Source organism: Glutamicibacter sp. AOP5-A2-18 (assembly GCF_052446055.1).
In the GTDB taxonomy this organism is placed as follows: domain Bacteria; phylum Actinomycetota; class Actinomycetes; order Actinomycetales; family Micrococcaceae; genus Glutamicibacter.
This window is the reverse complement of the sequence record NZ_JBQSVW010000001.1, coordinates 2,241,221-2,255,905: the sequence shown is the minus strand read 5'-3', so window position 1 is coordinate 2,255,905 and position 14,685 is coordinate 2,241,221. Positions and strand designations below refer to the sequence as shown.

The window sequence follows — 14,685 nt, the reverse complement described above, 5'->3', positions numbered from 1 at the left end:
GTTGGAGCAACCAAACAGTGTTGAACGATCCATTATCGGAATGATCGTTACGACTCGTGGGGCGATCCTGTCGCAGATGACTTTGGACCCTAGCGACTACTACTCGAAAACGTATGAGGCTATCCACCGGGCAGCGCTCACGATGTATAACGAGCGTCGAGGGATTAGCCAGCTCACCCTAGAGGATGAGTTGAAGAGTTCTGAGGTTCGTGTTGACCCGATTGACATTCGGGAGGCAGCGCAGGCGTTACCGGATTACGACAACATCGAAGTTTTGGAAAATATTGTTTCTGAGTCGGCTACACGTAGACGGTTGAAAGCAGTTTTCCAGGGTGCAGAGCAGGCTATCGGCTCACCTGTCGACATTGGCGACACTGTCGAAGAGACTCAGTTACGCATGCAAGACGCTGTAGCCGGTTCTAAGGGCCCTAAAGTGTCTTTCCTGTCCGATGATGTGGACGAGATAATCGCGGCGCTTGACGAGGTGCATGACTACCCTAAGACACCATGGCCTGACCTAGACAAGATCATCGGTGGACTACGACCGGGCAACGTGTACGTTATCGGTGCACGACCCGGCGTAGGTAAGAGCGTGTTGGGTATGCAGTTTGCTCAGGCGATGGAAAAGAACGGTGCCGTCCCATTTATCAGCTTGGAGATGGGCAAAACTGAGATCGGTAAGCGACTCATTGCGAACGAAACCGAGATCAGCCTTTCGCGCATCGACTCAGGCAACCTCCACGACAAGGAGCGGGCAATCATCGCTAAGTGGCGTGCGAACCGTATCGAGAACGGCAGGCTCGCAATCCTGAATGAGTCGCTCACGATGTCGCAAATCAAAAAGTTCGTGCACTCAGTGAACCGTCGGCAAAAGATCAGCGGAATCGTCATCGACTATCTACAGCTGATCAACGCACCATCAGGCGACCGGCGACCACGACACGAACTAATCGCAGAAACGTCACGGCAAGCCAAAATGCTGTCAGTAGATTACGGGGTCCCAGTGATCCTACTTTCGCAGGTGAACCGAAACAGCACCCAAGATGACAATCCACCAAAAATGAGTGAGCTTCGAGAGTCTGGCGCTATCGAGCAAGACGCGTCGGTAGTGATCTTGCTCCATCGTGCGATCAGCGGATCTGACGAAGAAGCAAAAACCACGTTGCAAGTTGGTGTTGCTAAGAATCGTCACGGCACCACAGGAAGTTTTGATCTTCAGTTCAAGGGCTATTACCAAAAGGCGGTCCAGTGAACCAGCTAACCCAACCGCAACTCATGGAACTCATCGTCAGAATTCACGAGCAGCACGAATATTTGGCTCAACAAGCAAACCCCGACCTTTACCGGGATATGGCCTACAGCAAAGCAAAGCCGATACCAACCCGGTTTGCTTGGCCTGACCTACCAACCGAACGTGAACCACTTGACCGGCTACTCGGTGAGGCGTGGTTCAGGGCAGGAGTCCAATTTTGAAACACATCAGTGAAGTGATGGCCGAGTACCTGCAAGAACTCGAAACCAAATACGAAACCCAAGCCGTTGTCGATGACAGCGGCTCTCTTTATGCCCAAGGAGGCGAGTCGTGAGCGTCAAATACTTTTCCATGTTCAGCGGAATCGGCGGTTTCGAGTTAGGGCTCGAAGCTGCCGGCAAGCTGACCAACACCAACTTCGAATGCGTCGGATACTCAGAAATCGACAAGCACGCAATCCAAACCTACGAAAGCCACTACGACCATGACCAGTTCGGCGACGCAACAATCATCAACCCCGCCACCATCCCAAACTTCGATCTTCTCGTTGGTGGATTTCCCTGCCAGGCATTCAGCATCGCCGGCAAACGCAAAGGATTCGCAGACACCCGAGGAACACTCTTCTTCGACATCGCCCGAATCCTCAACCATCACAAACCAAAACACTTCATCCTCGAAAACGTCAAAGGACTACTCGGGCATGATCACGGGCGAACTTTCCGAACCATCATCACCACGCTTGATGAGCTGGGGTACTTCGTGGAATGGCAAGTACTCAACAGCAAAAATCACGGCGTCCCACAAGCTAGAGAACGAATCTACATTGTCGGACATCATGGAGCCGAACCCGGATCCCCAGTTTTTCCTTTCACCGGAAGCAATGCCGCTCATCTTGAAGAAGTCACGCAGGGCGTATCCGACTCTCAGCGAATATATCGACCGACGCTAGCGCGGACACTGAAGGCCCTTGGTGGCGGGCAGGGTGCGCTTACTGGCTTGTATGTGGATGAGCCTGCGTCTATCGCTGCGGGCGAAGTCCTTGCCCGGCGATTGACTCCGGTTGAAGCCGAACGATGCCAAGGATTTCCTGACAACTGGACCGAGGGGCATCTTCCAGCGCGTAGGCATCGGCTTTGCGGCAACGCGGTAACGACGAACGTTGTCAGCGACGTAGCAGAAAGGCTCTACCAGTGATCTCGTTTTTTGTTGCTGGCACGCCTGCCGGTCAGGGTTCGAAGACGTTCTACGGCAAGGGGCGAATGGCTGAGTCATCCAAGAAGCTGAAGCCATGGCGGGAAGAAGTAACCCGTGTCGCCAAGCTTCACGCGTTGGATGAACCGATTGATGAGCCGGTTCGCGTTTATGTCACGTTTTGGATTGAGCGGCCCGGCAAACCGAAGTTCAAGGATTACCCGGCGACCCCGTTCGACCTCGATAAGTTACAGCGCGGGGTAGGAGACGCGTTGCAACAGTCCGGGCTACTCAAGGATGATTCGCGGATCGTTACTTGGATAGCCAAGAAGCGGTGGGCGTTGGATACGCCCGGCGCTGAAATCACCATTGAACGGCTGCCAGTTTAATTCTGAGCGCCTCACAGCCCCTAAAGCTACCCGTGGACGTTCCAACCATTTCTAAGCCCGCAAATCTGAGCGGTCATTGTTCAACAAAGGAGCAAGCAACATGCCTATCCACCCAAAATGCAACAAAGAATTCCCAGACGGAACACGCGCAGGGCACTGCGCAACCTGCTGCGAAACGTTCATCGGCAACACAGCATTCGAAGCACACCGAGTCGGGCAATTCCCAGACGGGCGACGATGCGAAATCCAGCCCTACGAAAACGGAACCACTGAATCGGGAGTACCAAAGTACGGGCACTGGCAAGACGAAAAGGACTACTGGCATTACGGCAAACAGCTAACCCAAGCCGAAAAAGACAAGCTATTCAAGCGCTCCTAACCGGGCGCTTTTCTCATACCCAAAGGAAACCGCATGAAAAAGTGCACTTTCGCCCAAGCCCTCCAAGACCTCGGATACAGCGACACCGGAACCATTACATCCCGAACATTCGCCAACTACATCAACGCAAACGGTGGCAACGTCAGCAAATCCGCCGTAAACAACCACCGCAAAAGAATCTGCGCCTGCGACAAAAGTCAGCCAACCGTCGCAAAAAATGCGACAACCGAAACGCTCACCGGCAAAGCAGACGTGACCAGCGACGGTGGCGAGTTCATCGACGTACAAACCACAAAGCCCGTCACCGACTGGACGCACATCTTCGAACGCTTCAACCTAGACCCAAACGAATTTGTGATCGTGGACGACACCGTTCGATGCTCAACATGGCAACAGTCCAAGGCCCTAGAAGACGGTTCACGCGACATCGTAAACCTCTACTCATACCGGGCACGATTCGCACGCAAAACCGAAGCAGGAATCAACTACGCTGATCTTGCCGAACAAGTCCGAAACTGGATGCCAGCAAGCGTAATCAAAGGCGACAACCCGACCACCTATGTTGTGTCACTGGCAGATTTTCAGCTGGGAAAAGGTGAGAACGGTGGAACGCCTGGAACCGTAAAGCGCATCAAACAATCGCTAGCGAACATCCTTGAGGACATCCATGGGATGCAAAAACGTGGGTCGCTGCCAAAGAATCTACTCCTCGCAAACATGGGTGACCATATCGAGAACGTGTACAGCTCCTACGCAAATCAGGCTTACACCTCAGATCTAAACGTGCGAGACCAGATCAACCTAGCCCTAGAGCTAAACCTGCTCTGGATCAAAACTTTGTCACCGTACTTCGATGAAGTAATCTACTCGGCTTGCCTTTGCAATCACGGCCAAATGTCGCGGAACGGTGGCAAGACCAACGTGTCCGACGATGCCGACAACGCAACCGGGCTAATCGGCGACACGCTCAAAACCCTGTGTGCACTGCATCCCGAACTCGCAAAGGTCCGGTTTGAGATCCCACAGGATCAGATGATCACGACCGTAACCACCTCAGGCGTGAACATCGCCACCGCACACGGGCACAAGATTAGCGGAGCTGAAGAAACATGGCTCGCGAAACAGTCTCAAAACCTATCCGCAAAACGACGATTCAACGTTGACCTATGGCTCACCGCCCACAAGCACCACGCATCCATCGTTGACCTTGGACCGTATACCCGCATTCAAGCAACAACGAGCGATCCCGGATCCAAGTACTACGAAGACATGAGCGGCCAGTACTCACGATCAGGCGTGACCGTGTTCATCGTTGGTGAGTACCTGCCCGGATTCTGGGACCACTATCGCGTGATGTAGTTCTAACCCTTGTAAACCGATCTACAACCCGAGCGTCCTGTGTGGCGCTTTTTTTATGCCAAGAAAGGCAATCATGACCACCGACGAACTAATCACCCAAGCAATTCACGCGATCAACACGAACCAACCCCGCATGGCGAACCTCTACATGAAAAACGCGTTAGAGCAAACCGATAAGCGCCGCCGCGAACTCAACCCGCTCGGCTGGAAGGTAAGGGATTTGTCTAAAGCGCTCCAAACATTCGGCGACATCGTTACGTTGATCGGTGAACGATGGGCGCAAGCATTCGACGCCTTAGCCCGCTCATCCAACGAATCCGCTGATAGTCACGCGAAGACCAACTACGCGCTAGTAGGGCCGGGCAAATGATCTTCACTTCTTGCACGTACCGGGTAGCTATTCGCCGGTCAATCCAATCTGAGCGCATCAAACAAGGCTGGATCAACGAAACCGAAGACCCGCAAATCAAACCACTCTGGGAACAAGCGCGACACCACCAAATCAACCACACCCGCAAACTCCAAGCACGCAAACGAAAGGAACGGAAATGAGCAGTCATTACATCTTCGTCTCGTGCACAGAGAACACGTGCGAGGCATTCGAAACTATTTACACGGGTGAAGTGTATTTAGACAACTTCAGTGACTCAGCATTCGAGGGCGAAACCATCTACGTTCCATGCAAGATCCACGAGGCCACAAAGTGACCACCTACACGATTCAAGAGTCACCACTCGGAACATTTGCGCTCATGCTCGGCAGTCAACTCATAATTCAGTCCATCAACCGGGCCGACTGCGAGCGCATGAAAGCCACCCTTGAGGACAGCACGCACGCCGAGAGGGTCTTGCGGAACGCCAACGAGATACGAGACGGGATCGAAGCACGATGAGCTGGATACAACAACGCACACACAGGGCAATGCGACACCTCAAAAGCGGAGGCGCTCAACTAGTTCAGGCAAAAGCCGACCAACGCCAAGAAACGTACCGGGCACGACTCGACCGGGAACTAGAGCTCTACACCCGCCGAATCAACCACCCGCCACTCATCCACAACGGAAAGAAAGCACGATGAACCATGTTTAGTTTTCTGCTCACCATGACCGCAATCATCATCTGCACCGAAGCAATCACAAGATGGTGGACAAACAATGAGTGACTGTCACTGCACAAACCACATGGGCGGGCAGAAAGCGCAATACCGCACCCGCGAACAAGCCGTCAAGCAGTTGTGTTGGCACGCCAAAAAAGCAAGAGGCGGAACATTCACCATCGTCACCTGCCCAAAAGATCCAGAAGTATTCCACATCATCAGCTCACGAGAGGCCAAAAAATGACACCCGACACCTTCCGCGACTGGATCGCATGGAAATCCTGCAACTGGATCCTCAGGCATATCGCCACCCGCGAATACCAAACCAACATTCACGGAACGATCAAGCTCGGCATGGAACAACTCGCAACCGGTAAGTACCACATCACGGTCAACCCGCGAAAGGCCAAAAAATGAACATCACCGCCAAAGAACTCTCAGGAACGCACCTGACCAGCAAGATCACCGTCCCATTCGAAGGGCAACACATCACCGGAACGCTAGTCGAAACCAACCACAAAGCCAACATCATCACCGAACAAGCCATCTGCGAAAAAGAACCACGCTACGGACTCGGGCACCAATGGGTAAACGTCACACTCTGGGGCAACTTCGAAGAAACCGAAAGCCTAACCATCACACTCAACCCCAACACCCCAATCACCATCCAGGAGGGGGAGTGAGTAAGACGCGAACCACAGCAGGCGAGCTCATTGCGATGCTCAGCGAACTAAACCCAGACACGCACGTCTATGTAGACATCGGCTCCTACGATTGGGAAGAATCAGACGCCATCGAACTTCGAACCAACCAAGGACGCGTCTACGGAAATAAGAACAACGGAGACGTACACCTCACCGGACTAAAAGCCGAGGACGTGGAATGGTCCAACACCATCGAAGGGGAGGCGTTGTGAACCTACGTTCATTAGCGCAAGAGCTGACCGAGCCACACCTTAAGATCAAAGGCGAGGGTGTGGAAGTAGTCAAGAAACCTGCTGCCATTGCCGAGCTACGCAAGGCCATCACTCATTCTATCGGCGAGGGTGGTGATGCCAGTAATGGCAAGCCGTTACCGCTTGATGGGCAGGCGTTGCAGATGCTTATGGATATGGAGCGCATGGCTGGTGATGATCACTGGAACCGTTACGGCGAGCGCTACTTCGGGAACCTTGAGGGGCTGATCCAAAAGATTAGCAAGGATGATCATAGCGACGAATGGGAAGTGTGGTTCAAGCGGATCTTTCAACAGTGGCTTGATGACATTCACGCACTACTTCACCCGACCAAGGTTAGGCGATTGGATGGTGTCGCGTGCCCGAGTTGCGGTCAGGCTATTCATGGCAGTGAGCGTGAGACATGCCTGGTGATCAACTGCTATGAGGATGGCACTAAGGATCTAAAGAAGCCCCACGAATGGACGGCAGAGTGTCGTGGATGTGGGGCTGGATGGAGCGGTAAAAAGATGGCGTGGTTTAGACTTGCCATTGCTGGCAGGTAGGTGTTAATCTAATAGTGCCTCGCCAGAGGACTAACCAAGGACTGTTCGATGAACGGTCCTTTTTTTGTACCCTAGAAGCGACCCGTTGAGAATTATCTCCGGGTCGCTTCTGTGTATCCAAAAGAAATCTCCCGCATGGACTGGAATCCACCGGGAGAATGAACGAACTATTTAGGAGTTCGATATGGAAAAGCTTACATGCTCAATCGATGGTTGCGCAAAGCCCAAGAGAACACGCGGATGGTGCAATTCGCACTATGAGAAATGGCGTCGCCATGGAGATCCGCAAGCCGGTAGGGAATATAGCTTGGGTAAAGATGGGTTCTTTGCGCGAGTAGACAAAAGCCAATCTTGCTGGATCTGGAAGGGCCCAGTGAAACCAAATGGATACGCAACAGTTTCCATGCATGGCAAGAATTGGTATGTTCATAGACTTTCTTACGCACTTGAGTACGGGAGTATTCCGGATGGGTTGGAACTTGATCACATTTGCCATAACCGCAAATGCGTTAACCCAGACCACCTTCAGGCAGTGACACATAAGCAGAACAAGGAAAACTCTAACGGGGCATACCGAAGCAATGTTAGCGGCGTGCGCGGAGTTACCTGGGATAACCGATGTGGTAAATGGCGAGCGCAGATCAGTCATAACGGAGTGACACGCGCACTAGGTAGCTTCTCCAGAATTGAAGACGCGGAGCGGGTAGCAATTGACGCTCGCAACAAACTTTTCACTAACAATCTTCTAGACCGGGTAGCCTAGCGCTACTCAAGCCCAGCCTTTAGTGGCTGGGTATTGACGTCCAAATAGGACGCACACCGGCTGAGGGGCGAACCGGTAGAACAACCCCTCACACAACATGCTTAATACTGACCCTGTGTCACAAGGCTAAGCTTCATGGGCAGACCAGCATGACGCTGAGTGCCCAGCGCTACTAGGTATGTCCTCGACCGCTCACGACGGGGTAGCGCACGACACGCAAGTGATGGAACGCCGGATGCCGCAAGGGATCACCCATTGAAACAGATGGGAAACGCGCCCACGTTGCGTGCTATCGAGTCCTAAACGGAAACGCATGGACTCGCTGAGGGTGTCACCGTATGGCTGGCTAACTCAGCACGCAGGTATCCGAAAGGGTAGCCGCCTTGCGTGCACCCGCGCCTGAGAGTCTGACTCAACAGCGTGGGTGCACTGCGGGAGTTCCTAGTGGACTAGCAAGGGTAAGGCGTTACCCAACTGCGACAGGTGCAATCCCTGCTACTCCCACTACACACAGCCCACGACGGGGTAGAGCAAGGCTACTGGACCTTGCACCGTCGCCCGCGTTGGAACCATGGACAACCAACGCGGGTAACGCAACAAGGTGGTGATTGGTCTGGCTGACGTTGATCGGATCTGCGGACAGCGAGGATGCCCCGCGATAACCCAATCCCGCTACTGCCCAACACACGCCGCGCAACACGACAAGGCGCGAGGAAGTAAGGCTGAGCGTGGATACGATTCCGCGTTCTACCGCGAACGCCGACGATGGGCAAAGAAGCACGAGACACAATCACTCACCTGTGTTCGGTGCAAGCGCATCATCCCAATCGGCGAGCCATTCCACCTAGACCACGGCGAAGATAGGTCAACCATCCTCGGCCCGAGCCACCCGCACTGCAACCTAAGCGCCGCCGGTAAAGCGTCGCACGGAATCACATAACCAAATAGATGAAGCCCCGACTGCGCTAACAGTCCGGGGCTTATTTTGTATTCGTTGAAAAGGAACGAACACATGAACAAGCGTACATGCACCATCGAAGGATGCAAGCCTCTTTGGTGACGTTGACGCGCTCTACTTGAGCCCCGTTCAGCTCGCCATTATTTAGTCCACCCCAGGGGGCTAACCCTAAAAAATCCCCAGTCAGACACCCCGCCGGGGAGATCAAAATAGTCCGCGCTATGGTTCAAAACTTTCGGGCTAGGTATTTCAGGAGGTGATCGGCATGGCTTCAGGTGGTGCTAGAAACCGCTCTGGTCCTCAGTCGAATCCAGACTCTGATCGCTCTGCGAAGCGTGGCCTCAAGCTTGACGCTTTACCCAATGAGGGGCGCGGTGCTGTTCCACCGATTGAATGGCCGCTGGGCTCGCCTGCCGTCTACATAGACGTGATCGTGAACGGTAAGCCGTCGCGTGAGCTTGATGAAGCAGCAACGGAAGAACGTCGTGACGCTGAGCTCGATTTGTGGGATGAAGTTTGGACTTATCCGCAAGCTTGCGCTTGGGAATTGGACCGTTGGCGCTGGAATATCGTAGCGCTTTACGTGCGAACCTTTCTGGTCTGCGCTGGCCCTGAAGCTAAGGCTGCTGACAAGTCATCATTGCATCGTTTCGGTGATCAGCTTGGGCTTACCCCGGCCGGATTGAAAGAAAACGGCTGGGCTATTGCTCGCCCTGAAATCAGTGTTACTACTGCTGATGAAACCCCTAAGGCTTCGGCTCCCGCTGGCGGTTCGTCGGCGCGTGAGCGGAGGCTGAAAGCTGTTGGTAGCTAAGACTCCTAAGACCGCATCTGAGGCGCTGAAGTGGTGGCAAGGTCACGCTTTAGATATTATTCCAGACTGGATTGAGCGGCACTGCGTTGTTCCTGATGGCGATTTCGACATGGACGGCAATAAGCCACAGTTCATTCTTCGTGATTATCAGCTGTGCTTTGTCTCTAATCATTATGCGATTCGTGAGACTGCTAAGCCGGGGATGAAGTCATCGGCGTTCGTTCATCAGCTTTCTGTGCTGATTGACTCTCAGAAAAAAGGTAAGTCGCCACTGGTTGCTGCCATGATTTGCGTTGAGGCTGTAGGCCCGGCGCTTTTCGAGGGTTGGGCTAAGGGTGGAGAGCAATGGATCTGCGCTAATCAGGGTTGCGACTGCGGTTGGGTTTACACCTACCGCGCAGGTGAGCCTATGGGCCGTAAATGGACTGCGCCACTGATTCAGATCACCGCTAACTCTGAAGCTCAGACCGGCAATACTTTCGACGCTTTGCGCCCGATGATTGACTACGGTCCGTTATCGTCGCAGATCACGCGAACTGGTGAGGAAGTTATTCGCCTCCCTGGTGGTAAAGCTAATCAGATTGTGCCTGTCACATCTAAAGCTAAGTCGCGTCTGGGCGCTCGTGTTACGTGCGTGCCTTGGGATGAAGCTGGCCTGTTTGCTGATGATGCTATGTGGAAAGTTTTCCGTACTCAAAAGCGTGGTCTTACGGCTATGGGTGGTCGCGGATTCATTACTACCAATCCTGATGATCCAGCGTCCGACAATGTGGTGAAAGACCTTATTGAAAACCCGTCTGACGGTGTTTATATTCAGTGGACTCCACCGCCGTCTAGTTTGAAGTGGACTAATCAGGCTGATCGCCGTCGCATTCTCAAGTACAACTATTCAGATGCGCCATGGGTGCTAATGAACCTTGAGGGCCTTGAGGAAGATATCAAGCAGGCTATGCGTCGCGACCCCGCTGAGGCTGAGCGCTTCTACGGTAATCGTCGCGTGCAGGGTGCTGGCTCTTGGCTTGCCGAGGAACCGTGGGATCTAAAGAATGAGCCTCGCGAGATTCCTGATGGTACGCCGATTGTGATCGCTGGCGACTTGTCGAACAACAATGACTGGACTGGCATACGCGCAATGACTGCTGACGGCTATCAGTTCACGCCCACGTTCGGCCCTGACAAGCGTCCGACTATCTGGCAACCTAATGGCCCGTCTGCGACTATTCCACGCGCTGAGGTTCGGGCAGCTGTTGATGAACTGTTTACGCGGTTCAAGGTGGTTCGTGCGTACTTCGACCCGGCTGGATCTGCTCGCGGTGTCTCTGCTGAGTCTGACGCTATGGAAGTTGTTGAAGATGACTCATGGCGACTTGAGTTGAAGCAGTGGCAGGCGGCGTATCGCAGTGATGATGATAAGTCGGTCGTTTTCGCTTGGGAAACATCAAGTGTCCCAAAGGTTCACCCTGTCCTTGAAGCGTTCAAGCAGGCTATCAACGGCGATGACACTCAGTTCCGTCATGACGGTTGTGAGACTACAAAGATTCATGTCCTGAATGCGGTTGTTCGACCACGTACTGGTCAGCGTTACATTCTCGGAAAGCCGTCTGAGATTCAAAAGATTGACATGTGCATGTCGTCAATTCTTTGTTTTGAGGCGTGGTCTGACGGTCTTGTCAGCGATGAATTCCGCGAAGAAGAAGAAACCGACTCTCGTATGTTTTGTTTTAGTTAGGGGTGCTTGTGGCGCAGATTTCCACGCTCACGGGCGATGTTCAGGCCCTCTTGATTCGTCTTGAGTCGAAGCTTACCGCTTTGTCTGGCAACGATATTTTGCATGACCGGTATTACGAGGGTACTCGCCGGTTGGAGCAGATTGGTTTGGCTGTTCCTCCTGAGCTTGAGTTTTTGGAGGTGTCGGCTAACTGGTGTCGGGTTGCTGTTGATTCGGTGGCTGACCGGTTGAAGATGAAGGGTTTTTATCTCCCTGGTGAGAATAAGGCTTCGGAGTCTTTGCGTGATGGCTGGGATGCTAACAATTTGGATTCTGAGTCGTTGTTGTTGCATCAGGAGACGATGATTTATGGCCGTGGCTATGTTTCGGTGTCTACGAATGAGGAAGATTCTGAGTTCCCGCTGATTCAGGTTGAGTCTCCTACTGAGATTTCGGTTGAGGTTGATCGCCGTCATCGTCGGATTGTGGCTGCCGCTCGTTTTTATGATCGCGCTGAGTCTGGCGGGTTGCCTCGTGCGGCGACTTTGTATTTGCCTGATCAGACGTTGTGGCTTGAGCGTACTGGCTTCGGTAACTGGTCTGTGGTTGATCGTGATGATCACCGCTTGGGCCGTGTCCCGTTGGTGATGTTCTTGAATCGTCGGCGTGCTGGTCGTTGGACTGGTGTTTCTGAGATGTCGGATGTTGCGCAGTTGGTTGATGCGTCGGCTCGTGCGTTGACTGATTTGCAGTTGGCTGTTGAGACGCATTCGGTGCCTCAGAAGTATGTTCTTGGCATGTCTAAGGATGATTTCGTTGCGAAGGACGGTACGCCTATTCCCGCGTGGGAGGCGTATTTCACTGCGATTTGGGCGAATCAGAACGATAAGGCCGAGGTTGGCCAGTTCACTGCGTCGGATCTCAAGAATTTCCATGACACTATCAAGCTTTACGGCAACTTAGCTTCGTCTGTTTCTGGTCTGCCGTCGCGTTACTTTGGTGATTCTACGGTTAATCCAGCGTCGTTCGAGGCGATTATGGCCGAGGAAGTCCGTCTGATTTTGAATACGGAGAAGAAGCAGACCGCGTTTGGTGATGGTTGGGGCTGGGTTTCTGGTCTTTATGAGCGGTTCCGCACTGGCGAGTGGGTCAATGGTTCCCGTATTAAGACTGAGTGGTTCAACGCTGCTACTCCTACCCTTGCGCAGGCTGCCGACTCTGCTACTAAGTTGTATGCGAACGGTCAAGGCGCTATTTCTCGCGAGTCTGTCTTTGATGCTTTGGGCTGGTCCGAGGCTCAGAAGGTTCGCGAGTGGGAACGTCTTGAGCAGGAGGCTGGTTTGCAGATTGCTCAGCTCGAAAAGGATGTAAATCAGTTCGGGCTTGAACCTACGGAGGCATAATGCTTGAGTCTGTGGTTTCTCAGTACAAGTCGTCTCAGAGGCTACAGACACAGGCTGTCGTCAAAGCGCGTAGAGCGTGGTCACTGGTTCAAGCGGGGCGTATCTCTGAGTCTTGGGATTCGCTCATGCTTACCACTGGACTTTTGACAGTGGTATCTTCGGCTCAGTTGGCGAATGCTACGGCGGGTGCGAGTTATTCGGCTGATGCGTTGGCTGAGCAAGGTTTATATGAGCCACCTCAGGCGTTCGTAAACCCTAGTGCATTCGCTGGTGTTGCTGCCGACGGGCGCACGCTAGAGGGCTTGCTGTATTCAACCGCACCGTATGTGAAAAACCTTATCGCAGGTGGTATGACACCAAGTCTTGCCATGACTGCCGGTTCGAAGCATATCGAGATGCTGACTAAAACTACGGTGGCTGATGCTGGGCGTGGCGCTGCCGGCGTGGATATTGCGACACGAAAAAACACTGGTTATGTGCGCATGTTGAATCCGCCGTCGTGCTCTCGTTGCTCCGTGCTGGCCGGCAAGTTTTATCGTTGGAATGCTGGTTTTCGTCGGCATCCTGGCTGTGACTGCGTGCATGTTGCTTCGACCCAGAAAGCTATTGATGCTGGCGCCTCTGAGGGTCTAATTCATGACCCTTATGAGTATTTCAACGGACTATCTGAGGCTGAGCAGGACCGTGCTTATACCAAGGCTGGCGCGCAGGCTATCCGTGATGGCGGCGACCTGTTTCAGGTGGTGAACTCACGCCGTGGCATGAAGCCGGGCGGGTTGGTTACTACTGAGGGAACTAGCCGGCGCGGGAACTTTGGGCGTGGCAATGGTCCGCGCTTGACTCCTGAGGGTATCTATTCGCAGAACCTTTCGCGTGCTGACACTCTGAAAGCTCTTGAGCGTAACGGCTACATTCTGCCGGGCGGTCAAGATCCTTTGGGTTCGATCATTGGCCAGCGTGAGGGTTTGGGCGCGTTGGCTCGTGGCGGTACTCGTGTTGGTGCTCGTGAAGCGGTGCTGGAAGCTCGTAGGACTGGCGAACGTAAGCCGAACGACAGATACGCCATGACGGAAGCTGAGCGCCGCTTATTCGATGCTCAGTTGCGTTGGGATGCGGTGCGCGAGGGTCGTAACCCGTATAGCTCAAAAGAGAAACTAACCCCAGAGATTGCCGCGAAAGTCGAAAAGGACTTTAGGCGCTGGCTCTCTACTGGCGGTCAAGTTTTCAACTAGTTTTCCTTGTGCGTGAGATGCGCATAAGGGTTTTAGCCGTGAGATGCGGCCAAATCATGAAGGGGTGCAGTCGTGCCAGAGGAACTAACTAAACCGGTTACTGAGGTCAAGCCTACTGAGACGGTAGAGCCAACCTTGGAAACTCCGAAACCTGCCGATGATCTTGGCGGTTTCAAATCTCAGGAATCTAAGGACGCTGTTCTTGCGGATCTTGCTAAGGCTCGCGAGCAGATCAAGGCGTTTGAGGATGCTCAGGCTGAGGCTGAGAAAGCCAAGCTGTCGGATATTGAGCGTGCGCAGGCTGAAGTTCTAGAGCGCGAAAAGCGTATCGCAGAGCTTGAAGCTACTAGCGCACGGTTGACCGCGTTAGCTAAGTATCCGGTCCCTGAGGAATATCAAGATCTAGTTTCGGGCACTGACGCTGAAAGCTACGAGGCTTCAGCTAAGCGCGTTTCCGAACTAGTGGCGCGTACTAGTGCGCCTGGCACCCCTAAGCCTGACATGTCGGGCGGTGCGAAGCATGAGGCTACCGGGACGGTAGCTGAGCAGATCGCTGCCGCTGAGAAGTCGGGTGACAAGTCCCGTATTTCTGCGCTCAAGGCGCAGCAATTGGGCGAATTGGCAAGCAAACTCAAATAACTG

General features: G+C 53.4%; 17 protein-coding genes. All 17 read left to right on the top strand.

Going from position 1 to position 14,685, the window contains the following annotated elements; genetic code table 11:
• The first annotated feature begins 1 nt into the window (after position 1).
• Positions 2 to 1,252, top strand: a complete 1,251-nt coding sequence (locus tag ACT3RW_RS10755; protein WP_444613730.1) for a replicative DNA helicase — start codon at positions 2 to 4, stop codon at positions 1,250 to 1,252.
• Positions 1,249 to 1,473 (top strand): hypothetical protein, encoded by a 225-nt coding sequence (locus tag ACT3RW_RS10750; RefSeq protein ID WP_444613729.1) that lies wholly within the window; start codon positions 1,249 to 1,251, stop codon positions 1,471 to 1,473. The genes ACT3RW_RS10755 and ACT3RW_RS10750 overlap by 4 nt, the downstream gene beginning before the upstream one ends.
• A 109-nt stretch (positions 1,474 to 1,582) precedes the next feature.
• Positions 1,583 to 2,446, top strand: coding sequence for a DNA cytosine methyltransferase (locus ACT3RW_RS10745; protein WP_444613728.1), 864 nt, complete (start codon positions 1,583 to 1,585; stop codon positions 2,444 to 2,446).
• Complete coding sequence (locus ACT3RW_RS10740) at positions 2,443 to 2,832, top strand: RusA family crossover junction endodeoxyribonuclease (RefSeq protein ID WP_444613727.1); 390 nt, start codon at positions 2,443 to 2,445, stop codon at positions 2,830 to 2,832. Before ACT3RW_RS10745 ends, ACT3RW_RS10740 begins: the two co-directional genes overlap by 4 nt.
• Before the next feature lie 100 nt (positions 2,833 to 2,932).
• A complete protein-coding gene (locus ACT3RW_RS10735; RefSeq protein ID WP_444613726.1) occupies positions 2,933 to 3,211 on the top strand; it encodes an FDXHR family putative zinc-binding protein in 279 nt (92 codons plus the stop codon).
• A 33-nt stretch (positions 3,212 to 3,244) separates the two neighbouring features.
• On the top strand, positions 3,245 to 4,570 hold the full coding sequence (locus ACT3RW_RS10730; protein WP_444613725.1) for a hypothetical protein: 1,326 nt from the start codon (positions 3,245 to 3,247) through the stop codon (positions 4,568 to 4,570).
• 73 nt (positions 4,571 to 4,643) lie between these two features.
• Positions 4,644 to 4,940: a hypothetical protein gene (locus ACT3RW_RS10725; RefSeq protein ID WP_444613724.1), complete on the top strand. Its 297-nt coding sequence runs from the start codon at positions 4,644 to 4,646 to the stop codon at positions 4,938 to 4,940.
• A 965-nt stretch (positions 4,941 to 5,905) separates the two neighbouring features.
• A complete protein-coding gene (locus ACT3RW_RS10720) occupies positions 5,906 to 6,082 on the top strand; it encodes a hypothetical protein (protein WP_444613723.1) in 177 nt (58 codons plus the stop codon).
• On the top strand, positions 6,079 to 6,348 hold the full coding sequence (locus tag ACT3RW_RS10715; RefSeq protein WP_444613722.1) for a hypothetical protein: 270 nt from the start codon (positions 6,079 to 6,081) through the stop codon (positions 6,346 to 6,348). Before ACT3RW_RS10720 ends, ACT3RW_RS10715 begins: the two co-directional genes overlap by 4 nt.
• Positions 6,345 to 6,581 (top strand): hypothetical protein, encoded by a 237-nt coding sequence (locus tag ACT3RW_RS10710; RefSeq protein ID WP_444613721.1) that lies wholly within the window; start codon positions 6,345 to 6,347, stop codon positions 6,579 to 6,581. Before ACT3RW_RS10715 ends, ACT3RW_RS10710 begins: the two co-directional genes overlap by 4 nt.
• Positions 6,578 to 7,165, top strand: a complete 588-nt coding sequence (locus tag ACT3RW_RS10705) for a hypothetical protein (RefSeq protein WP_444613720.1) — start codon at positions 6,578 to 6,580, stop codon at positions 7,163 to 7,165. Before ACT3RW_RS10710 ends, ACT3RW_RS10705 begins: the two co-directional genes overlap by 4 nt.
• Before the next feature lie 184 nt (positions 7,166 to 7,349).
• The gene (locus tag ACT3RW_RS10700; RefSeq protein ID WP_444613719.1) at positions 7,350 to 7,928 is read left to right on the top strand and encodes an HNH endonuclease; all 579 of its coding nucleotides are present in this window, start codon (positions 7,350 to 7,352) and stop codon (positions 7,926 to 7,928) included.
• 1,223 nt (positions 7,929 to 9,151) lie between these two features.
• On the top strand, positions 9,152 to 9,700 hold the full coding sequence (locus tag ACT3RW_RS10695; RefSeq protein ID WP_444613718.1) for a hypothetical protein: 549 nt from the start codon (positions 9,152 to 9,154) through the stop codon (positions 9,698 to 9,700).
• A 109-nt stretch (positions 9,701 to 9,809) separates the two neighbouring features.
• A complete protein-coding gene (locus ACT3RW_RS10690) occupies positions 9,810 to 11,429 on the top strand; it encodes a hypothetical protein (protein ID WP_444613717.1) in 1,620 nt (539 codons plus the stop codon).
• Between the two features lie 8 nt (positions 11,430 to 11,437).
• A complete protein-coding gene (locus tag ACT3RW_RS10685; RefSeq protein ID WP_444613716.1) occupies positions 11,438 to 12,811 on the top strand; it encodes a phage portal protein in 1,374 nt (457 codons plus the stop codon).
• A 125-nt stretch (positions 12,812 to 12,936) separates the two neighbouring features.
• A complete protein-coding gene (locus ACT3RW_RS10680) occupies positions 12,937 to 14,043 on the top strand; it encodes a hypothetical protein (protein ID WP_444613715.1) in 1,107 nt (368 codons plus the stop codon).
• 72 nt (positions 14,044 to 14,115) lie between these two features.
• A complete protein-coding gene (locus tag ACT3RW_RS10675) occupies positions 14,116 to 14,682 on the top strand; it encodes a hypothetical protein (protein WP_444613714.1) in 567 nt (188 codons plus the stop codon).
• The last annotated feature ends 3 nt before the right edge of the window (positions 14,683 to 14,685 follow it).